General features: G+C 60.2%; 14 protein-coding genes. 10 read left to right on the top strand and 4 right to left on the bottom strand.

The annotated features are described in order from the left end of the window. Positions 1 to 354 precede the first annotated feature (354 nt). The 9 genes from AAAX77_RS07290 to larD all read left to right on the top strand — a co-directional run bounded on the left by AAAX77_RS07290 (position 355) and on the right by larD (position 17,096). Complete coding sequence (locus AAAX77_RS07290; protein ID WP_349105557.1) at positions 355 to 3,120, top strand: YhgE/Pip domain-containing protein; 2,766 nt, start codon at positions 355 to 357, stop codon at positions 3,118 to 3,120. Then, positions 3,121 to 5,310: a YhgE/Pip domain-containing protein gene (locus tag AAAX77_RS07285; RefSeq protein ID WP_349105556.1), complete on the top strand. Its 2,190-nt coding sequence runs from the start codon at positions 3,121 to 3,123 to the stop codon at positions 5,308 to 5,310. A 332-nt stretch (positions 5,311 to 5,642) separates the two neighbouring features. Continuing rightward, positions 5,643 to 6,626 carry a DMT family transporter gene (locus AAAX77_RS07280; protein WP_148332449.1) on the top strand — a complete coding sequence of 328 codons (984 nt, stop codon included), beginning with the start codon at positions 5,643 to 5,645 and terminating at the stop codon, positions 6,624 to 6,626. 116 nt (positions 6,627 to 6,742) lie between these two features. Next, a complete protein-coding gene (locus tag AAAX77_RS07275; RefSeq protein WP_117645933.1) occupies positions 6,743 to 8,041 on the top strand; it encodes a M20 family metallopeptidase in 1,299 nt (432 codons plus the stop codon). A gap of 123 nt (positions 8,042 to 8,164) precedes the next feature. Continuing rightward, a complete protein-coding gene (locus AAAX77_RS07270; RefSeq protein ID WP_349105552.1) occupies positions 8,165 to 9,469 on the top strand; it encodes an MFS transporter in 1,305 nt (434 codons plus the stop codon). 304 nt (positions 9,470 to 9,773) lie between these two features. Next, complete coding sequence (gene hisS / locus AAAX77_RS07265; RefSeq protein ID WP_349105550.1) at positions 9,774 to 11,087, top strand: histidine--tRNA ligase; 1,314 nt, start codon at positions 9,774 to 9,776, stop codon at positions 11,085 to 11,087. Positions 11,088 to 11,425: 338 nt separating this feature from the next. Continuing rightward, positions 11,426 to 14,158 (top strand): phosphoenolpyruvate carboxylase, encoded by a 2,733-nt coding sequence (locus AAAX77_RS07260; protein ID WP_349105568.1) that lies wholly within the window; start codon positions 11,426 to 11,428, stop codon positions 14,156 to 14,158. An 879-nt stretch (positions 14,159 to 15,037) separates the two neighbouring features. Next, positions 15,038 to 16,315, top strand: a complete 1,278-nt coding sequence (gene larA, locus AAAX77_RS07255) for a nickel-dependent lactate racemase (RefSeq protein WP_022093875.1) — start codon at positions 15,038 to 15,040, stop codon at positions 16,313 to 16,315. Positions 16,316 to 16,364: 49 nt separating this feature from the next. After that, the gene (larD, locus tag AAAX77_RS07250; protein ID WP_195521806.1) at positions 16,365 to 17,096 is read left to right on the top strand and encodes a D/L-lactic acid transporter LarD; all 732 of its coding nucleotides are present in this window, start codon (positions 16,365 to 16,367) and stop codon (positions 17,094 to 17,096) included. Between the two features lie 319 nt (positions 17,097 to 17,415). Here larD and AAAX77_RS07245 read toward each other — a convergent pair whose 3' ends face one another. The 4 genes from AAAX77_RS07245 to serB form a co-directional block, all read right to left on the bottom strand. Beyond that, on the bottom strand, positions 17,416 to 17,955 hold the full coding sequence (locus tag AAAX77_RS07245; protein ID WP_349105548.1) for a TetR/AcrR family transcriptional regulator: 540 nt from the start codon (positions 17,953 to 17,955) through the stop codon (positions 17,416 to 17,418). A 2-nt stretch (positions 17,956 to 17,957) separates the two neighbouring features. Further along, positions 17,958 to 18,869, bottom strand: a complete 912-nt coding sequence (locus tag AAAX77_RS07240) for a LarC family nickel insertion protein (protein ID WP_349105546.1) — start codon at positions 18,867 to 18,869, stop codon at positions 17,958 to 17,960. Between the two features lie 10 nt (positions 18,870 to 18,879). Then, positions 18,880 to 19,662 (bottom strand): nickel pincer cofactor biosynthesis protein LarB, encoded by a 783-nt coding sequence (gene larB / locus AAAX77_RS07235; RefSeq protein WP_349105544.1) that lies wholly within the window; start codon positions 19,660 to 19,662, stop codon positions 18,880 to 18,882. Between the two features lie 114 nt (positions 19,663 to 19,776). Beyond that, on the bottom strand, positions 19,777 to 20,412 hold the full coding sequence (serB, locus tag AAAX77_RS07230) for a phosphoserine phosphatase SerB (protein ID WP_055285969.1): 636 nt from the start codon (positions 20,410 to 20,412) through the stop codon (positions 19,777 to 19,779). Positions 20,413 to 20,668: 256 nt separating this feature from the next. Between serB and aspS the strand changes: the two genes are divergently transcribed. Next, positions 20,669 to 22,456 (top strand): aspartate--tRNA ligase, encoded by a 1,788-nt coding sequence (aspS, locus tag AAAX77_RS07225; RefSeq protein ID WP_349105542.1) that lies wholly within the window; start codon positions 20,669 to 20,671, stop codon positions 22,454 to 22,456. Positions 22,457 to 22,642 lie beyond the last annotated feature (186 nt).

Genomic DNA, 22,642 nt, shown 5'->3' with positions numbered 1-22,642 from the left:
GAGAGTGGATAATCTCCCACTTTTGGCTCGAATGCGGGCTTGAAGTGGGAGATTTTCCACTCTCGTTTCCTTTTGAATGATCCCTTGGGGACGGAGGAAAGCGGATCACCAGATCAGGCCGACCCCCTCGGTGATCCGTTTTCCTCCGTCCCCAAGGGATCAATTATTTGTCGGGGTTGTGGTTTTGCGACCTGCTGAAATTAAAGATACTGTACAACTGTACGCTAACTCATCTTCGTAGTATATTGCTACCCGCAAAACTCGATACCATTGTGCGCCGAGACGCTAAAGCGCCTACGTACAATGGTTTTTGATAGTACGATTTGATTCAACGACAGGATGGATGGTCCAAGCGTGAGTCTCGGCAGCAAACTATCCAACGCAAAGGTCTCCTTTGCGATATTCAAGCGCGACATTAAGCGACTTCTTGTGAACCCCGTCGCCTTGGTGGTTACCCTGGGCGTGTGCGTTATCCCCTCGCTGTATGCCTGGTACAACATCGTGGCAAACTGGGATCCGTACGGAAACACCCAAGGCATCAAGATTGCTATCGCCAACAACGATCGAGGCACCCAAAACGACTTGGTGGGTGAGCTCAACGCTGGCGACAAAGTGGTCGACCAGCTCAAGGAGAATCATCAGTTGGGCTGGACGTTCGTCGACTCGACGGCCGATGCCAAGGAGGGCGTCGAGAGCGGCGAGTACTATGCCGCTATCGTGATTCCCAAGAACTTCTCGGATAACCTGGTTTCGATGCTCGACGGCAACTACCATCAGCCCAAGCTCACGTACTACGTCAATGAGAAGAAGAGCGCCATTGCGCCCAAGGTTACCGATACCGGTGCAAACACCATCGAGGAGCAGATCAACTCGGAATTTGTCTCTACGGTAGGCAAGACTGTTGCCGGTATCGCCAAGGATGCCGGTGTCGATTTAAAGGACAAGGCAACCCAGACTCAGGACTCGCTGGCAAGTTCGGTGTCCGAGGCGTTCGACACCTTGGACGAGGTGCGCGATTCGATTGGCGATATGAATGCCGCCATCGATAAGACGAGTGGCGCTATCGCCTCGGCTGATGCGGCACTTGCCGGCTTGCAAGGCCAGGCACCGTCGCTGACGCAGGCGATCTCCCAGGGCAACGACCTGCTGAGCGAAGCTCGCACCACGGCGGGCAACTCTATCGCCTCGCTCTCCAAGGCGCTCTCGGAAGGCAGCCTTGCGCTCACCAAGACGTCGGCCTCTGCGAACGCTGCCATCGGCAAGCTGACGGGCGCGGTCACATCTACGACCACCCGTATCGACAACTCGCTCGAGTCTCTCCAGGCGACGATCGATCACAATAAGGCCGTTATCGGGCACTTGGAGATTCTCGTTAATGACACGTCGACAGGTTCCGAGGAAATTGACGCGCGCATTGTATCGACCATCGATTCGCTTCGCGAGCAAAACCAGAAGCTGCAGAGCATCAAGGATGGCCTTTCTGCACAGTCGAGCGCCATGGCAAACGACGCTACGGCAATCTCGAACGCGAGCAACGCACTCAACGCGGCAATTCAGACCGGTACGGCTAACCTCGGTCAGGCTCAGACCGATCTGGGTCAGAACGCACTTCCGAAGGCTTCGAGCGCGCTTGACTCCTTTGCCGCCGTTTCGGGCGATTTGACCGGCATTGTGTCGGGTATGACCCCCACGATAGCGAGCGCGCGCGGCACGCTGGCGCAGCTCGACGCCACGCTCAAGCAGGCAAAGACCACGCTGTCCCAAACCGACGCCTCCCTTGCCAAGGTTCAGGACAAGCTCGCGACCGCCGCCAATGACATTGCGGCGCTGCAGACCTCTGAGTCTATGGGCGAGTTAGCCGACCTCATGGACGTCGACGTCAATGACGTGGCAGATTTCATGGCATCTCCGGTTGAGCTGACGTCCAAGTCAATCTATCCGGTCAAGAGCTTTGGCTCGGGCATCGCGCCCTTCTACACCAATCTGGCGCTGTGGGTAGGCGGCTATGTGCTCATCGCTATCTATAAACTCGAGGTCGACCGCGAGGGCATCGGTAGCTTTACGGCGCGTCAGGGCTACTTTGGCCGCTGGCTGCTGCTGGTGATCCTGGGTGCGTTGCAGGCCATCATCGTTACGGTGGGAGATCTGGTCATTGGCGTTCAGTGCGTCAATCCGCTGCTCTTTGTACTGGGCGGCATCGCTATTTCGTTCACCTACGTCAACATCATCTATGCGCTGTCCACCACGTTTAAGCATATCGGTAAAGCCATTGGCGTCATCCTCGTCATTGTGCAGATCCCCGGCTCGTCGGGCATGTATCCCATCGAGATGATGCCCGGCTTCTTCCAATGGCTGCATCCGCTGCTGCCCTTCACCTATGGCATCAACCTGCTGCGCGAGACCGTCGGTGGCATGTATTCGTTCAACTACCTGTTCAACCTGTGCATCCTGGGCGTGTTCCTTGCCATCGCACTCTTTATTGGCTTGCAGCTGCGTCCGCTGCTGCTCAACCTCAACCTGCTCTTTGACAAGCAGCTTTCCACGACGGGCCTCATGATCTGCGAGTCCAACGACCTGCCGCGCCAGCGCTATTCGCTGCGCACGGCCATGCGCGTCATGCTCGATTCGGATTCGTACCGTCGCGAGCTGCTCGATCATGCCGTGGCGTTTGAGCATCGCTACCCGTACTACATCAAGGGCGGTTTTGCCGCCGTGGTAGGCGTGCAGGTTCTGCTCTTTGTGCTTTCGACGGTGCTCGATATCGACAATAACGGCAAGATCATCCTGCTCGTTATCTGGATCATTTCGGTTATCGCCATCTGCGGCTGGCTCATCAACATCGAATACATCCGTGCGAGCCTCAATACCCAGATGCGTATCTCGGCGCTTTCGGACGAGGACCTTCGCCGCGAGATGCGCGAGCACACGGCTGCCATCCCTGCCGCCCGTCGCATGTTTGGTCTCAACGCCAGCGAGCGTGGCGCCAAGGGAGGCGAACAGCCTACGAGCCGTCTGTCGCATATCGGTGCGCATCGTAAGGCTCAGGGCAGCGACAGCACAGCTACAAATGATGGAGATACCACCCTGCTTGGCAAGCACTCTAAAGGAGGTGAGGCATAAATGAAGAACATCCTGCACCTGTTTAAGCGTGATGTCCAAAACGTGTCTCGCTCCGTGATCGGCATGGTCGTCGTGATGGGCCTCATTATCGTGCCGTGCCTGTACGCGTGGTTTAACATCGCCGGCAGCTGGGATCCGTACGGCAATACCGGCAACCTTAAGATTGCAGTGGTCAACACCGATGAGGGCTACGAGAGCGACCTGATTCCCGTCGAGATCAACGTGGGCGAAAACGTGACGGCGACCCTGCGCGGTAACGAGAACTTTGACTGGGTTGTCCTCAACGACCGCGATAAGGCGATTGAGGGCGTTAAGTCGGGCACATACTATGCCGCCGTCGTTATCCCCAAGACGTTTAGCGCCGACATGATGACGCTTTTCTCGACCAACGTGAAGCACGCCGACATCGAGTTCTACGAAAACCAGAAGGCTAACGCCATCGCCCAGATCGTGACCGAAAAGGGTTCGAGCGCCGTCCAGAGCCAGGTGAATGAGACCTTTACCAAGACCATCACGACCATCGGCCTTAAGACCGTGTCCAGCCTGCTCGATTACATGAGCACCGATCAGGTCAGCAGCTTTATCGCCAACCTGTCCTCGACACTGGGCGATTCGGTCGAGGACCTGCAGGACGTTCAAGCCAACGCGACTTCGCTGGCGGGCATTTTGAGCTCGACCTCCGATTCGTTGACGTCGGCGAGCGGTATGCTCCAGCAGACGGGTAAGGTCGATGAATCTACCAAGCAGTTGATGGAGCACGCCGAGAGCGGCATTAGTGATTCCAAGGAAGCACTCAAGGCCGCCAACGACGCCATCAACGCCGCGATTGACGGAAGTGCGGGCTCGTTTGACAACGTGTCCGCCGAGCTCGCGAAGGCTTTCGACGCCGCAAACAAGCATGTCAACGTTACGGTGACCCAGCTCAACGAAGCCGCGTCGGCACTCGAATCGCGCGCCAAGGAAATCGACGACACGGCCGACCAGCTCCGCAGCTTTGCCGATCAGGTGAGTGACGAAAAGCTCCAGGACAGCCTCAAGTCTGTGGCTACATCGCTGGGCAGGATCGCGACGGAGTATCGTAACAATGCCAACGACCTGAGGGCAACCGCAAAGTCCCTTTCCGACAGCATGGCAGAGGTCAACAGCACGCGTGCCGAGGTCGACCAGGCCATCGCCGATGCCAAGGCGGGCATCTCGGGCGCTAAGTCCGACTACGATTCCACGTTCTCGGTCAAGGCCAAGGAGCTCAAGAAAACTATTTCGGGCGTTCTGGATTCGCTCGACGGCGTCTCGGGCGACCTGGATAGCGCTGTTGCCGGCCTGACCGACGCATCCGGTTCGCTGGCAAAGGGTCTCTCCAAGGCCGCAAAGCTGGTCAACAAGGCTTCCGATCAGCTGGGCGAGGCGTCGGACAAGATCAGCGCGTTCAAGGACGAGCTCGACGGCGCCCTGATGTCGGGTGACCTGGCGACGATCAAGACGATGATCGGCAACGACCCCGAGGGCCTGGCCGTGTCGCTTTCCGGCCCCGTTGCGCTCGACCGCAAGCCGGTCTATCCGATCCGCAACTACGGTTCGGCCATGGCGCCGTTCTATACGATTCTGTCGCTCTGGGTCGGCTCGATCGTACTGGCGGCCATGATGAAGGTCTCGGTTGACGACGAGCTCATCAACGAGCTCATCCCCGTACGCCTGCACGAGATCTATCTGGGCCGTTACCTGTTCTTTGGCGGTTTGGCCCTGCTGCAGGCAACGCTCGTGTGCGCGGGCGACATTCTGTTCTTTGGCATTCAGTGCGACAACCCGCTGCAGTTTGTGCTGGCGGGCTGGGTCGCGAGTCTCGTGTTCTCCAATATCGTCTACACGCTTACGGTTTCGTTTGGCGATATCGGCAAGGCGCTCGCCGTCGTGCTGTTGGTCATGCAGGTCGGCGGTTCGGGCGGCACGTTCCCCATCGAGATGACCGGCCCCGTGTTCCAGGCGATCTATCCGTTCCTGCCGTTTACTCACGGCATCAACGCCATGCATGCCGCCATGGCTGGCGCCTACCATATGGAGTACTGGGTTGAGCTGGGTATTCTGGCGAGCTATCTGATTCCGTCGCTGGCCCTGGGCGTCGTCTTCCGCCGTCCGGTCATCAAAGCCAACGACTGGATTATCGAAAAGCTGGAATCAACAAAGCTTATTTAGTTACGCGGTTTTACCAAACCGCGTAACGGCTCGACGCTGCAAACGTCCCTAAGCGGCAATCTGACGTTCAATTTCAAGGGCGCGACCAGAAGGTCAGCGCCCTTTCATTTCACGTCACCTTGCTCGCTTAGGGGCGTTTTCGCTGACGTTGCCGGAACATCGAGGTTTTCTGTACCGACGCTTTAGCGTAGTGAATTGCGTGGGTTACTTGGTTGTTGCTACAGTAGCGGGGCGTGCCGGGGGTCCGGTGCGCCCCGTTTTATTTGACCATGAGGCGGCACGCGGCCATGCACGTGCGGACACCACGCCCAGACTGAGCGCGAGGATGCCCTATGGCTCAGAATGCCGTTGATGAAATCGAAAACATGCCCGATAGCCCTGTAGCGCGCGAAGACCTGGGTGCCGGCGGCACCTCCCGCGGCGCCGGCGCGCGTTCTCCGTTCTTCTGGAAGGTCTTGCTGCTTTCGGTGGCGGTCATCTGGGGCTATTCCTTTACCACCATGAAAGATGCGCTCGATACCATTCCGGTGTTCGAGCTGGTCTACGTTCGCTTTCTCCCGGCGTCACTGGTTATGTTTGCTATTTTCCATAAGCGCATCATCGCTCATTTCAATGCCCGCAACCTGATCGTCGGGCTGGGCATGGGTGCGCTCATGTGGGGAGCATACGGACTGCAAACGATTGGCCTGGCGCAGACCACGGCAGGCAAGAGTGCATTTTTGACGGGCACGTACTGTATCCTTGTGCCGTTTGCCAGCTATGTCCTGAGCGGCGAAAAGCTCACCCGCTATAACCTGGGTGCGGCACTGCTGTGCCTGGCGGGCATTGGCCTGGTGGCACTCGATAGCGTCGAGTTCAATGCCGGCGATGTTATTACCTTGGGCGGCGCGATCTTCTTCGCCATCCAGATGGCGGTGACTGCCAAGTACGGTCGCAAGATGGACATCAACGTCATCACGTTTTGGATGTTTGTGGGCAATGGCGTGCTGAGCCTGATCTCGTCGCTGCTATTCGAGACCCAGGCGCCTCTGTCCGTGTGGACGCCGAGCTTTATCTGTGTGATGGCGTTTCTCTCGGTGGGCTGCACATGCGTGGCTCTGCTCATCCAAAACGTCGGCCTGGCGCATGTCCCGGCTTCGACGGGCTCGCTGCTCCTTTCGATGGAGTCGCCTTCGGGTGTGCTGTTCTCGGTGCTGCTGATGGGGGAGGCGCTCACCTCGCGCCTGCTTGCCGGCTTTGTGCTTATCTTCCTGTCGATTATCTTGAGCGAGACTCACTTCGATTTTTTGCGTCGAAAGCCGCGCCCGCAATTGTAAACAACTTGTTGCGCCGCCCTCCTGGGGCGGCATTTTTTATGCCTCGACCTTAAAGTTGTACCTTGCGCTTTACGCTATCAAAGTGCTTACTGCAAAAACGTTACTGGAGGGCATTTATGGCACCAGCTCAGTCCGATCTTCAACCGCAATCAGCGCCCAAGGCCACCGCGGCGGCGCAGGCCGCTATCGGTGACGGTCTTGTTGCAGAAGCTCAGGCGTTTGCCAACGAGCTTGCCGCATGGCGCCATGATCTCCATCAAACGCCTGAGCTCGGTAACAACCTTCCGCAGACGTCCGCCTTTATCCAGGCGCGTCTGGACGAGATGGATATTCCCTATGCCGTGCTTGTTGACGGCACCTGTGTCGTTGGCCTAATCGGTGCCGGCGCGGCAGCTGCTGCTCGGGGTAACGGTACGTGCACGGACAAACAGGCCGGTACGGTCATCATGCTCCGTGGCGACATGGATGCCCTGCCTGTTGCTGAAGAGTCAGGCGAGCCTTTCGCCTCTACGAACGGCTGCATGCACGCATGCGGACACGATATGCACGCGACGGCGCTGCTTGGTGCGGCGCGCCTGCTCAAGGCCCGCGAGTCCGAGCTTGTCGACGCCAACGCCACGATTAAGTTGCTGTTCCAACCGGGCGAGGAAACTTTTGAGGGTGCCCGCGCCGCCATCGCCGACGGTCTGCTGCAGAACCCGCGTCCCCAGGCCGCCTTCGCCATGCACGTTAACAGCCAATCGCCGCTTGGCCTGGTGCTCTACGGCAGCCCGGCGCTCTCGGGCGTGTACGGTTTTCGCATCACGCTTCAGGGCAAGGGCGGCCATGGCTCGAGCCCCGAGATCTGCATCGACCCCATCACGGCCGGCGTGCATGTGCACCTGGCGCTTCAGGAGCTTATCTCCCGTGAGGTGCCGGCGGCCAAGGAGGTCGCGCTTACCGTGGGTAAGTTCGCTGGCGGCTTGGCGGCCAACGTCATCCCCGACACCTGCGTGCTCGAGGGAACGTTGCGCGGCTTCGACGTCGAGCTCATGGAGCACCTCAAGACCCGCATCGCCGAGGTCGTCAACGGTGTGGCCGCAACGTATCGCACGCCGGCGACTATCGAGACGCTTTCGGATGTTCCGCCGCTGGTACTCGACGACGGCATGACGCAGGCGTCGCTTGGCTACGTGGGCGCGGTGCTGCCCAAGTCCGCCTTCCTGCCGCTGTTCCACGCCATGGCGAGCGAGGACTTCGCGTTGATCTCGAGCGAGATCCCGAGTGCGTACTTTACCGTGGGCGCTGCCGTGACTGATACGGACGAGCATTTTGCTCAGCATCATCCCAAGGCACGTTTTAGCGATGCCGAGCTTCCCCTTGGCGCCGCGGCCTATACCGCCGTCGCTTTGGGCTATATCGCCGACCACCGGTAGCACCCAACCTTGCCTTTCAAGCCTGCGGGCATGGCCGTAAGGCCTATGCCCTTGTCTTTCAAGGCAATCTTGGGCACTACCGGCGCCCGGCGCCGGCTATTCGTTTGTTAAATAAGGAGCAGTATGTCCCAGCAGCGTAAGTTCTTCCCCGGCTGGCTCGTTGTGACCTCCGGCTTCGTGATCATGGCCACGTGCTACACGATTTTCGTCAACTGCATGAGCCTGTTCCGGCCGCTGATCGTCAGCGACCTGGGCATTTCCCTTGCGCAGTACAACATCTCCAATGCCATCTCCACCGTGGTGAGTGTCGTGGGTTCGCTCGTTATCGGCCATGTTGCCGATAAGGTGAGTGGCCGCGTATTGGGCTCGCTCACCGTTATCGCTACCTCGGCGGTGCTTGCCGGCATGAGCTTTGTCGGTGAGCTGTGGCAGGTCTACGTGCTCTTTGCCGTCTCGGGCTGCTTTGCTGTGGCCTCGACCCGTCTGCTCATTAGCCTGGTGACCGCCAACTGGTTTACCGCCAAGCGAGGCCTTGCCATCTCCATCGCACTTTCGGGCTCGGGCTTTGGCGGAGCCATTCTCTCGCCGATCGTGAGCTCGCTTATCGTGAGTGTGGGCTGGCGCTCTGCGTTCCTGGTACTCGCTGCCGTCTGCATTGTGGCGGCACTGCCCATCACGGCCTATTCCTTCCGCACCAAGCCTTCTGAGATCGGCCTTAAGCCGCTCGGCGAGAACCCGGGCGATCCGTCCATCTCGACGGCTGGCGACAAGGACGAGCACACGGCGCCCGAGGTTAGCGTCGGCTGGTCTCGTATCAAGAAGAGCCCGGCGTTTTGGCTGCTTGTCGTTGCCTTCCTCTTTATGGGCTTGGTCAATGGCGCCATCCTGCCCAACCAGGTTACCAACATGACGAGTGTTACCGTCAACGGTGCCAAGATCGTCACGGGCGGCCACGATCCCATGTGGGCGGGTACCGTGCTTTCGGCCTATATGGTCACCGTCGTTATCGCCAAAATTTCGCTCGGTGCGATCTATGACCGCTTTGGCCTGCGCTTTGGCAATATCCTTGGCTCCGTTGCGTGCATTATCGCCTGCGTGGCGCTGTGCTTCCCGACGACGGACCTCGGTCCTATAGTCGCCGCTGTGAGCTTTGGTATCGGAACGTGCATGGGCACCATCACGCCCACGATCGCGGCTTCCAAGCAGTTTGGCATGGCCGACCTTGGCAAGGTCACGGGAACCATCACCTCGCTCGAGATGGTCGGCGGCACCGTAGGTGCCATTGTCTCGGGCGTGCTGTTCGATGCCACGGGCTCCTTTGCGAGCACCTGGATCGTGTGCCTGGCGTGCTCCGTGGTCATGCTCGTGTTCCTGCTGGCATCCGAGCCCATCGCCGCCAAGCTGCGCGCGAGCGTGGCGGGGGAGTAGACGTCCGTCGCTCTTTTCTGTTTGCCCTGTTCTGTCCGTGGCCGCCTTGGAAGCCGAATGGATGCTCGTACCATCATTCGGTTTCCAAGGCGGCCACGGGCCTACGAAATGGTCCCTTTTCCTCCGTCCCCAACAGATCACGTGATCCGAAGGGGACGGAGGAAAACGGATCACAAACAGCGGCGGCGCGTCTGGCCGAACGAGTCCCCATACCCTCGTTCGGTCAGACGCGCCGCCGCGTTGCTGCTTTGTGCCGTATAATGACCATTACCTATGACGCGATACAAAAGAAAGGTGTTTGCCCATGCAGGCACAGAAGGCGGAGGGAACCCGCGACCTTATCGGCGCCGAGATGCGCGCCTGGCAAAAGATGCAGCAGATTGCGGCCGGCGTGTTCGAGCCGTTTGGTTTTAAACCCATCGAGACACCCGCGATCGAGCAGGTGGACGTGTTTGTCCACGGCATCGGCCAGTCGACCGACGTCGTGCGCAAGGAAATGTTCCGCGTGTTCAGCGGTGCCAACCTGGAGCGCGTCTTTACCGAGGGCACCGACACCAAACTCAAGCCCAAGCAGCGCCTGGCGCTTCGCCCCGAGGGCACGGCCGGCGTGGTGCGCGCTGTCGTCGAGAACAATCTGGTGCCCCAGGGCTCCACGCCGTTTAAGGCGTACTACGCCGAGGCCATGTTCCGCGGCGAGCGTCCCCAGAAGGGCCGCCTGCGCCAGTTCCACCAGGTGGGCATCGAGTGGCTCGGCGCTCCCGATCCGGCGGCAGACGCCGAGTGCATCATCATGCTCATGGAGTTCTACAAGCGCCTGGGCTTCGATCTTTCCAAGCTTCGTCTGCTCATCAACTCGATGGGTGACGCCCAGTGCCGTCCGGCTTATCGCGAGCAGGTTAAGCAGTTCATTCTCGATCACGCTGACGAGATGTGCGACGAGTGCCGCGAGCGCGCCGAGCTTAACCCGCTGCGCGCCTTCGACTGCAAGAACGACCACTGCCGCGAGATCATGGCCGAGGCTCCGCTGATGGGTGACAACCTGTGCGACGAGTGCCGCGAGCACTACGAGCAGGTCAAGCGCTATCTGGATGCCGCCGGTATCGAGTATGTCGAGGATCCCACCTTGGTGCGCGGCCTGGACTACTACACCCGTACTGTCTTTGAGGTCGAGGCCCCTGGCGCCGGCGTCGGCTCCATCGGTGGCGGCGGCCGCTATGACGGCCTGGTCGAGCTCGAGGGTGGCAGGCCCACGGCGGGCGTCGGCTTTGCCGTTGGTTTTGAGCGCGCCCTGCTGGCCCTGCAGGCCTTTGGCAACGATTTGGGTGCCGATGAGGCCCCGTGCGTCTATGTCGCCAACGCCGGCAAGGAGCTGCGCCAGAACGTCTTTGCCATCACGCAGGAGCTTCGCGCCGCAGGTATCGTGACCGAGGCCGACTATCAGGGCCGTTCGCTCAAGGCCCAGTTTAAGCAGGCCGACAAGGTGGGCGCTAAGCTCATTTTGGTCCTGGGCGGCGACGAGCTTGCCGCTGGCAAGGTCAAGGTGCGCGACATGGAGAGCCATGACGAGGTACTGGTCGATCTGGCCAACGTGGTCGAGGCGGTTCGCGAGCGCCTGTAGCGCATCTTTTTGAGCTGCGGGCCTGCTAACGTGCCCTGCTCATGGAGAGCGATTGTTACGGGGGTGTTTCGCTTTTATGCGGAATGCCCCCGTTTGTGTATGCCGTCCACCGAGAAATACGACCATTTAGGGCAAAAACCCTTGCAATGCAGAAAATACTTTTGTGTGGTAAAGCGCAATCAGTGTCGAAAGTATTTCTCAAGCGCCTATAATGAATACCGCATGTTACGTGCATAGAAGGAGGAATGGGAGGAAACGTGGCTGAGAACCTAAGCAACCAGTCTGTACCCGAAGCCGCGGCGCGCGTCGCTGCCGTGGTCAACCGCCTCGTTAACCGAATCGGCTCGAATGCCGAGTCCAGGGAGCGTCTCGCCGAGATCGAGATCCCCGAGGAGCTGCGCGATGATCTGGCGCTGTTCCTGCGCCTGGAGCGTCGTGTGCTTAGCGAGTATGATCCCGAGATCGCGGACCTGTTCGACAAGATTCTGTCGGCCGAGATTGTGGCCAATGCCGGTAACCCCGGCAGCCGTGCTGCCGACGAGGCCGTCGACGAGCAGGGCGTGCCTACTGCCGATGAGTCCACCGCCGTGGCATTCCGTGAGGTCGTCGATCTGATCGACAGCCTGCCGCTCGATAAGCAGCAGGTCATCGTTCGCGCCTTTACGAGCTTCTTCCACCTGGCAAACCTGTCGGAGGAGAATTACCGCGTGGCGCAGCTGCGCGAGCGCGAGGCCGGTGCGTCGACCGATACCGAGGTCGATCCCGCCAACGAGCTCACCGTTGCCTATCACCAGCTGGTAGACGAGATGGGTGTCGAGGGTGCCAACGAGCTGCTCGGCAAGCTTGAGTTCCATCCCGTCTTTACCGCGCATCCCACCGAGGCCCGTCGTAAGGCCGTCGAGGGCAAGATTCGCCGTATCTCCAACCTGCTGGAGGAGCGTCCGCGTCTGGGCGGCTCCGACCTGGTGGAGAACGAGCGCCATATGCTGCAGGAGATCGACGCCCTGGTGCGTACGAGCCCCATCGCGCTCAAGAAGCCCACGCCGGTCGAGGAAGCCGATACCATCATCGACATCTTCGATAACACGCTGTTTGACGTCATCCCCGTTATCTATCGTCGTTTTGACGATTGGGTGCTGGGCGACAAGGCCGGTACTGTGCCGCCGCTGTGCCCGGCGTTCTTCCATCCCGGCAGCTGGATCGGTTCCGACCGCGACGGTAACCCCAACGTCACCGCCAAGGTGAGCCGTGAGGTCGCCGCCAAGTACTTTACGCACATGGTGCTCAAGCTCGAGGACAAGTGCCGCCGCATCGGCCGCAACCTCACGCTCGAGGCCACCTACAGCAAGCCTTCTGCCGAGCTCATTAACCTGTGGAACCATCAGGTCGAGATGAGCCCTCGGTACACGGCCCGCGCCGAGCTGATCTCCGAGCACGAGCCGCATCGCGCCGTCATGCTCGTCATGGCCGACCGCCTGAACGCCACCGTGCGCCGCATCACCGACACCATGTACCACAGCGCCGATGAGTTCCTGGAGGACCTGCGCGTCGTCCAGCGCTCGCTGGCCGCCTGCGGTGCCGTCCGTGCTGCCTACGGCCCGGTCCAGACCATCATCTGGCAGGTCGAGTCCTTCGGCTTCCACATGGTCGAGATGGAGTTCCGTCAGCACTCGGTGGTGCACGCTCGCGCCCTCAAGGATATCCACGAGAACGGTATCCATGGCGACCTGCAGCCCATGACGCGCGAGGTCATCGATACCTTCCGCGCTATCGGCTCCATTCAAAAGCGCTACGGCAAGAAGATGGCGCACCGCTACATCATCTCGTTCACTAAGAGCGCCCAGCATGTGGCCGATGTCTTTGAGCTTGCCCACCTGTCCTTTGCGCACGAGGAGGATGTCCCCGAGCTCGACGTGATCCCGCTGTTCGAGCAGCTCGAGGACCTCGAGGGCTGCGTCGACGTGCTCGACCAGATGCTTACGCTGCCCGTGGTGCAGAAGCGCCTTGCCCAGACCAACCGCCGCATGGAGGTCATGCTGGGCTACTCCGACTCCTCAAAGGATGCCGGTCCTACCACGGCCATGCTCGCGCTGCACTCCGCACAGGAGCGTATTGCCAAGTGGGCCGAGAAGAACGATATCGACCTGGTGCTCATGCACGGCCGCGGCGGTGCCGTGGGCCGTGGCGGTGGTCCGGCCAACAAGGCCGTGCTGGCGCAGCCCAAGGGTTCGGTCAACTGTTTCTTTAAGCTCACCGAGCAGGGCGAGGTCATCTTTGCCCGTTACGGCAACCGCACGCTGGCTCAGCGCCATGTTGAGTCCGTTGCCGCCGCAACGCTTTTGCAGTCGGCCCCGAGTGTCGAGAAGACCAACACCGAGACCACGCAGAAGTTCTGGGATATGGCCGAGAAGCTCAACGCAGTAAGCCACGAGCGCTATCTGGACCTGCTGAACACCGAGGACTTTACGCCGTGGTTCTCGACCGTGACGCCGCTGACCGAGGTCGGCTTGCTGCCGATCGGCTCGCGTCCCGCCAAGCGCGGCTTGGGTGCCAAGTCGCTCGACGACCTGCGTACCATCCCGTGGATCTTCAGCTGGAGCCAGGCGCGCATTAACCTGGCCGCTTGGTACGGTCTGGGCACCGCCTGCGAGCAGCTGGGCGATCTTGACCAGCTCAAGGCTGCCTACCAGGAGTGGCCGTTCTTCCGCACCTTTATCGACAACATCGAGATGTCGATCGCCAAGACCGACCAGCGCATCGCCAAGATGTATCTGCACCTGGGCGACCGCCAGGATCTGTCCGAGAAGGTCTTTACCGAGATGCAGCTCACCCGTAAGTGGGTCCTTGCCATCGTCGGTGATGAGTGGCCGCTGCAGCGCCGCCGCGTGCTCGGCTGCGCCGTTCGCGTGCGTAACCCCTACGTCGACGCCCTGTCCATCGCCCAGGTCCGCGCCCTTCGCGAGGTGCGTATGAACCAGGACGAGATGGCCGAGGAGAAGAAGGCCGAGTACATGAGCCTGATTCTTTCGACTGTGACCGGCGTCTCGGCAGGATTGCAGAACACGGGGTAATCGATAGCCCTGTAGTCGTCCGGGCCCGCCATTAGTTTACTTTTAGGCACGTCCTCGGACATGCAAGAAGCCCTCGCTGCGCACTTCGTGCGGCGAGGGCTTCTTGCGTCCTGCGGAGTGTGCCTAAAAGTAAACTAATGGCGGACCCTGCGATGTCCGGTCTTCAGGGATTGGGGCTGAAGGGAATAAGGCGCGCTTCGCGCATAGCGTGGAGTGCGGCGAGGGCTTCTTGCGTCCTGCGGAGTGTGCCTAAAAGTAGACTAATGGCGGGCCCTGCGATGTCCGGTCTTCGGCGGATCAGCCGCTGGGTGAGGGTGGTGCTTGGGGCGACGTGCAAAAAACGGAGTTTTCAGCAGCCAAAGATTGATGCATAAGGCCATAGCCGGCTTTCGCTGCCTTTGTTGATGCTTTTGCACGACGATTGGGCTTTGGCGACGATCATATATGGCTGGTTTCTCGCCGCATGCTATCCAGATGGGTCGAGTCATGAGGACTATCTACCTTTTGAAAGATTTTTGGCACCAAAATCTTATCCCGCGATGCTGAATACTCGCAAAAATGCACGCTCCGGAGGGTACTACCCAGTTATGGCCAGAAATCCATGCGCCATCTTATGCAATTAATTAATGAATTTATGCAAAATGGCTTACGTGCGTACGTCTCGGACTAGATGTTTGCCTCGGCGCTGCGTAAATCATCCTGTCTATAGTGTCTTTGACAGGCGGCTGCTGTTCCGTTTGGGGTCGCGGCCGTTTTGTTGTGGGTCAAATATGAACGTTGTGTTAATGAGTCGGTGGACGGTGGTGTTTTTCGGTGAGCGGCGTATCCTTCCAACGGTTTATCTAGTGTGTCAGTTGAAAAGGAAGAGGGCGCTCGTCATTGTTTGAATGTGAACTGCCGTTTGACCACAAGACGTTGCATCTGGAGCTCGAGGATAAGAACTTCGCGGGTGTGATGGAAGGTCATCAAAACGAGTTTAAGACCACGAAATCGCAGGAAGAGCTGGTAGAGGAGTCGCTTGCCAACCCTTATGGCTCGCCGTCGCTCGAGGAGCTTTGTGCTGGCAAGAAGGATATCGTCATTATTAGCTCCGATCATACGCGTCCCGTTCCCTCGCGTGTGACCATGCCTATTCTGCTGCATCACATCCATTCCGCTGCGCCCGAGGCTCGCGTGCGCATTTTGGTTGCTACGGGTATGCATCGTCCGTCGACGCATGAGGAACTCGTCAACAAGTACGGCGAGGAGATCGTTGCCAACGAGGAAATCGTTATGCACGTCGCGACTGACGACAGCATGATGAAAAAGATCGGCACCCTGCCTTCTGGTGGCGAGTGCATCATCAACAAGATTGCCGCCGATTGCGATCTGCTGCTTGCCGAGGGCTTTATTGAGCCGCACTTCTTTGCCGGTTTCTCTGGTAGCCGCAAGTCCGTCCTGCCTGGCATCGCCAGCTACAAGACCATCATGTACAACCACAACGGTCAGTTTGTGAATGATTCCCACTCGCGTGCCGGCAACCTGTGCCACAACCACGTGAGCGAGGACATGTTTGCTGCCGCCGAGATGGCTCACCTTGCCTTTGTGCTTAACGTGGTGCTCAACGGCAAGCACGAGGTCATCGGCTCCTTTGCCGGCGACATCCACAAGGCGCACGAGGCTGGCTGCGAGTTCGTGAAGAGCCTTGCCGGCGTTGAGCCCGTCGAGTGCGAGATTGCCATTACCACCAACGGCGGCTACCCGCTCGACCAGAACATCTATCAGGCCGTGAAGGGCATGTGCTCTGCCGAGGCTACGCTTCCCGAGGGCGGCGTGATCATCGATGTCGCCGGTTGTGCCGACGGTCACGGTGGCGAGGGCTTCTATCACAACATCGCCGACAATGATCCGGCGGAGTTTGAGCGTGCCTGCATCGACCGTCCTAAGGACGAGACCCTGCCCGACCAGTGGACGAGCCAGATCTTTGCCCGCATCCTGGCGCATCACCCTGTGATCATGGTCACCGACCTGTGCGATCACCAGATGATCAAGGATATGCACATGACGCCGGTCAACACCCTCGATGAGGCGCTCAAGCTCGCCTTTGAGATGAAGGGCGCCGATGCCAAGGTGGCCGTCATTCCCGATGGCCTGGGCGTTGTCGTCGCTCAGCACTAGTACGCGGCCTAAACGAATCGTTTATAACCGACAAGAAAGATAAGGTTTTATGCTTACCAAACTCCTCTGCGAATTCGGCGCAACGGCCCTCATGATCATCTTTGGCGTGGGCGTGCACTGCGATACCGTGCTCAAGGGCACCAAGTATCAGGGCTCCGGTCATATGTTTGCCATCACCACCTGGTCTTTTGGCATCTCGGTCTGCCTGTTTGTCTTTGGCGGCGCCGTGTGCATGAACCCGGCTATGGTGCTTGCCCAGTGCATCGTAGGCCTGGTGCCGTGGAGCAGCTGCATCCCCTTCATGATTGCCGATATGCTCGGCGGCTTTGTGGGCGCTGTAATCGCTTGGCTTATGTACGCCGATGAGTTCAAGGCTTCCGAGGGCGTCGTCGACCCCATTGCCCAGCGCAACATCTTCTCGACCAACCCCACCACCGAGGGCACGAACTATGCCCGCAACTTCTTCTGCGAGGCTATCTGCACCTTTGTGTTCATCAGCGCCATCCTTGCTGCTGCTAACCGTGCTGGCGAGAACGTCCTGATGCTCGCTATCTGCGTCGGTCTGATCGTTTGGGCTGTTGGCATGGGCATGGGCGGTATCACTGGCTTCGCCATGAACCAGGCCCGTGACCTTGGTCCTCGCATGGCCTATCAGGTGCTGCCGATCAAGAACAAGGCTGACAACAACTGGAAGTACGGCCTGCTCGTTCCTGGCATCGCTCCGTTTATCGGTGCTGCTCTGGCCGCGCTGTTTGTGCATGGTTTCTTGGGCATGTTCTAGTCTGAGGCTACATAGTTGTCCGCCGTCCGCATTGGGTAACTTCCCAGCGCGTCCTCGGACATGCAAAAAGGCTCGCTGCGCACTTTGCGCGGCGAGCCTTTTTGCGTCCTGCGGAGTGCGCTGGGAAGTTACCCCATGCGGACGGCTGCGGGGTCTTTGTTGCGTTCGTACAAGCAACCCAATATATATCTGAATTTGGATGGGAGGGGCTTGTTGCTGGTAGGGGCGTTGGGCTGCTGTCGACACTTTGGGATGGATTGTGCTTTGGGTTGGGGCGGCGCTTTGAGATGAGGTCGGAACTTTGGGATGAGGGGTTTACTCAGTTGAAGAGAGGCTTAATGGCTGAGAGGTAGTCTTTGGCTACGTCGGCTTTATCTGCTTCGAAGTTGTGCCAGGCCCACCATTGGACCATTCCTACGAAGCTTGAGGCTATGTGGTGTAGTAGGAAACTGCGGTCCATGGTGCCGGCGGGGCCTGCGGGGTCGACGGGCACGGTTTCGGCTGCGCGCGACATGATGGTCTTGCGGAGGCAGTCGGCGAAGACGCGTGAGCCGGCGCCGGCTACGAGGGCTCGAACGCCCTGACGGCGCTCCCAGAGGTTGTTGAGGATATGCTCGACCTGTACGAGTGGGTCATTGAGGGGCGTACCGTCATCATCGAGGGCATGGGTGCAGATATCGCACACGAGCTCAGCGAGCAAGTCGTCTTTGCTCTTAAAGAGGCCGTAGAATGTCGCGCGGCCTACGTGGGCGCGAGCGATGATGTCGCCGACGGTGATCTTGCCGTAGTCCTCTTCGCGCAGCAGCTCGGAGAACGCCGCGACGATCGCGGCGCGGCTTTTTGCCTTGCGGGCATCCATGGCTATGCGTCTGCGTGAACGAGCAGGCAGCGGAGCGTACCGGAGCAACCCTCGTAGGGGCGCTTGCCGGCGCCGTAGCCGACGGCTTCGATGCGGTAGCGTGAGGGCAGTTGGTCGGACGTGCGCAGCGCGGTGACGATGGCGGCGCCCGTGGGCGTCACGAGCTCGCCGGCGACCGGTGCAGGCGTGAGGGCGATATTGCCCGCCTGGCACAGGTTGGCGACAGCGGGGACGGGAATGGGCATGAGGCCGTGGGCGCAGCGGATGGTTCCGTGGCCCTCGGAGAGTGACTCGACCACGATATCCTCAATACCCAGGTCGTCGAGGCAGATGGCGACCGAGCAGACGTCGACGATGGAGTCGACGGCGCCCACCTCGTGGAACATGACGGTCTCGGGCGTTTTGCCGTGGGCCTTGGCCTCGGCGGCGGCGAGCGCGGTAAAGATGGCGAGCGCACGACGCTTAGCGCCATCGCTTAGCTGCGAGCCGTCGATGATGGCGGTGACGTCCGCCAAAGAACGATGGTGATGGTGGTGGGCGTGATGATGACCCTCGTGGCCATGGCCGTGGGTCTCATGATCATGCTCATGGCAGTGCTCATGCTCGTCATGGTCATGATGGTGGTGCTCGTGCTCGTGCGTGTGCTCGGCAGCTGCTTCGTTGCCGTAGAGCCAGGCCATATCGTGATCGTGGTTCTCGAGCTCCTCTGCAAGCTGAACGTCAAAGTCGCAGGCGTCGATGCCATGCTTGTTTGCACGCGTGACGGCGATCGTAAAGCCGTCGACCGGCAGTGTGGCGAGCTGTTCGCGCAGGTGCTCCTCGCTGGCGCCCAGGTCGAGCAGGGCCGCGACAGTCATGTCGCCGCTGATGCCCGAGGTGCCGTCGATGATAAGCGTGTGCTGATGATTGGACATGGAATGCTCCTTAACGGGCGCAGGGCGTGCCGGCGTTCAGATGATTGATAAGACTTGCCTGGTAGGCGGCACCAAAGCCGTTGTCGATATTGACGACCGAAACGCCGCTGGCGCAGGAGTTGAGCATGGCGAGCAGCGCGGCTACGCCGCCGAAGCTCGCGCCGTACCCCACGCTGGTGGGAACGGCGATGACCGGGCAGCTCACCAGACCGCCGACGACGCTCGCCAGTGCGCCCTCCATGCCGGCGATGGCGATGACCACCTGTGCCTGAGCAAGTTCCTCGGCATGCGCGAGCAGGCGGTGCAGGCCGGCGACACCTACGTCGTAGAGGCGGTCGACCTCGTTGCCATAGAACTCGGCCGTCAACGCGGCTTCCTCGGCGACGGGCAAGTCGCTCGTGCCGGCGCAGGCGACGACGATGCGTCCGTTGCCAGTAGGGGAGGGCTTGCCGCCCACGAGGGCGAGCTGCGCGTCCGGGACATATCCCAGGTCGATGTCGTTGTCGAGGAGCTCCGAGGTACGGGCTGCTTTTTCGCTGTCCAGGCGCGTGACCAGGATGCGCTCCTGGCCGGCATCGCGCAGCGCCTCGATAATGGCGGCAATCTGCTCGGCGGTTTTACCGGCACCGTAGACAACCTCGCCGGCTCCCTGGCGTACCCCGCGTGAAAGATCGAGCTGCGCAAAACCCAGATCGGCGGTTGGCGCCGTCTGGATGCGCGTGAGGGCGACTGCCGGAGTGACTGCTCCGCAGGCAACATCGCTCAGCAATTGCTCAAGATCTCGCTTATCCATATATGTTCCTTTCGACGGCGCAAAGTCTAGCACTCAAAGGGTATGTTTCCGAACACTAAGACAAAATTGTTCGGAAACTATAGGACAGACTGATTCAATTGTTGGGCGGATCGACTAGTCACGCAGGATGATGTCCATGGCGAGCATCAGGTTGCGCTCGTCGATGGCAAACGGGGCGGCCTCGCGCGTCTTGGGCTTGGCGCAAAACGCGATGCCCGTGCCCGCAGCCTGAATCATGGGGATGTCGTTGGCGCCGTCGCCGATTGCCACGGTATGGGCCATGTCGACACCGCACTCAACTGCCCAGTCCAGCAGCTGGATGAGCTTGGACTCCTTGGTCACAATGTCTGCCGCCAGCTTGCCCGTGAGCTTGCCGTCTACGACCTCCAAGCGGTTGGCCAGGCAAAAATCGATGCCCGCGGCAGCCACGATCTTGTCGGCGACCTCGTGGAAGCCGCCACTCACGACGCCGACCTTCCAGCCCTTGCTGTGCGCCGAGCGCACAAGCTCCAGCGCACCGGGTGTAAATGTCACGCGCTCAAAGGTGCGCTCGAACACACTCTCGTCCAAGCCGGCAAGCAGCCCCACGCGTTCCTCGAGCGCCTGCTTAAAGTCGAGCTCGCCGCGCATGGCGCGTTCGGTGATCTTCGCCACTTGCTCGCCCACGCCGGCTTCCTCGCCCAACAGGTCGATGACCTCCTGGTTGATGAGCGTGGAGTCGATATCCATAACGATGAGGCGTGCAGTCATGGCGGGCCTTTCCGAGTGCAGTTGTATTGGGGCACATTGTCGCACGTGGCGCGCCTTGGCGACGGCCACGGTGCGTCAATTGTTTCGTCTCCGTCAAGTCTTTGGGCAGGAGCTACTTTTCCGCGGCACATCGACACAGGTGCGATAAGATAGAACGCCATGTCCGGCTGCGCGGTTTACGCAGGCTGGGCAAATCTGTACGACGCCGCCCGGAACGACACGGGGCGGCACAGATCCATAAAGGAGGATCACTGGTATGAGCCAGACCCGTCCCATTGACGAGCATTCCATGCACACCCGCACCTGCGGCGAGCTTCGCTTCGAGAACGTGGGCGAAGAGGTCACCCTCACCGGTTGGGTGAGCCGTCGCCGCGACCACGGCGGCCTTATCTTCTGCGACCTTCGCGACCGCGAGGGCATCACGCAGCTCACCTTCGACCCCGAGCATTCCGACGGCGACGCCTTTAAGATCGCCGAGACCATGCGTCCCGAGTGGCCCATCAAGATCCACGGCGTCGTGCGCGCTCGTGGTGAGGAGACCACCAACACCAAGCTCGCGACCGGCGAGATCGAGGTCCTGACCGACCACGCCGAGGTGCTCAACACGTCTGTCACCCCGCCTTTCCAGATCGAGGACGGCATCGAGACCAGCGAGGACACCCGCCTGCGCTATCGCTATCTGGACCTCCGCCGTCCCGAGATGATGGCCAACCTCAAGCTGCGCTCCGACTTTACCTTTGCCATTCGCGAGGCGCTGCACAACCGTGAGTTCATGGAGGTCGAGACGCCCTCCCTGTTTAAGTCCACGCCCGAGGGCGCCCGCGACTTCATTGTTCCCAGCCGCATCCAGCCGGGCAACTTCTACGCCCTGCCGCAGTCCCCGCAGCTCCTGAAGCAGCTGCTCATGGTTGGTGGCGTTGAGCGCTACTACCAGGTTGCCAAGTGCTTCCGCGACGAGGACCTGCGTGCCGACCGTCAGCCCGAGTTCACCCAGGTCGATATCGAGATGTCCTTCGTGGACCAGAACGATGTCATGAGCGCGCTCGAAGAGGTTCTTGCCGATGCCTTCGGCCGCATGGGTGTCGAGATGCCCACGCCGCTGCGTCGTATGAACTACTGGGATGCCATGGACACCTATGGCTCCGACAAGCCCGATACCCGCTATGGCATGCACCTGGTCGACCTGACCGACATCTTTGCCAACTCCAAGTTCAAAGTCTTTGCGACTGCCGCAAACGAGGAGGGCTCCGTCGTCAAGGCCATCAACGCCAAGGGCGCCGGTGCCTGGGCACGTGCCAAGATCGATAAGCTCGCCGGCGTGGCCTCCACGTTTGGCGCCAAGGGCCTGGCATGGATCGCCTTCCGCGAGGACGGCTCCATCAACAGCCCCATCGTCAAGTTCTTCTCGGACGAGGAGATGGCGGCTCTGCGCGAGCGCATGGACGTCGAGCCCGGCGACCTTGTGATGTTCGCCGCCGGCCCGCGCCTGCTCTCTGACGAGATCCTGGGCGGCATGCGTTCCCACATGGCCAATGCGCTCGAGATCAAGCGCGAGGGTCACGACTTCCTGTGGGTCGTCAACTTCCCGCTGTTCCATTGGGATGAGGACCGCAAGGCTTACGCTGCCGAGCACCAGCCCTTTACCCTGCCGACCGAGACCGACATCGCCAAGATCGAGGCCGACCCGTTGGCAGCCGGTTCTTGCACCTACGACTTTGTCATGGACGGCTTTGAGGCCGGCGGCGGCGGTATGCGTATCCACAACGCCGAGATGCAGATGTCCATGCTCAAGCTCCTGGGCTTTACCGAGGAGCGCGCCGAGTCGCAGTTTGGCTTCCTCATGGAGGCCCTCAAGTTTGGTGCGCCCCCGATGGGCGGTTTCGCTTTGGGCCTGGACCGCGTGTGCATGCTGCTTACCGGCTCCGACTCCATCCGCGACGTCATGGCGTTCCCCAAGACGGCCAGCGGCTCCGACCTCATGTCGGGTGCTCCGAGTACCGTTAGTGGCGCCCAGCTCAAGGACGTCAGCCTGCGCCTGATGTAGGCGAGCGGCTACATATTGCCTGTAACGAGGGAAGGACGCGTGCCTTCCCTCGTTTTTTATGCGCGGGCGTTGCGAGGGCATAGGTTGACTGGGCGTCGCGGAAACTACGACCCGGAATTTGCGTCCAGAACGGGTCGCAGTTTCCCAAACAGGCCCCTTTGGGAAACTGCGTCCCAGAATCCAGCC

Origin of the sequence: Collinsella sp. CLA-ER-H6, from assembly GCF_040092305.1 — a bacterium.
GTDB lineage: Bacteria > Actinomycetota > Coriobacteriia > Coriobacteriales > Coriobacteriaceae > Collinsella.
This window is presented reverse-complemented; position numbering and strand designations above follow the sequence as displayed.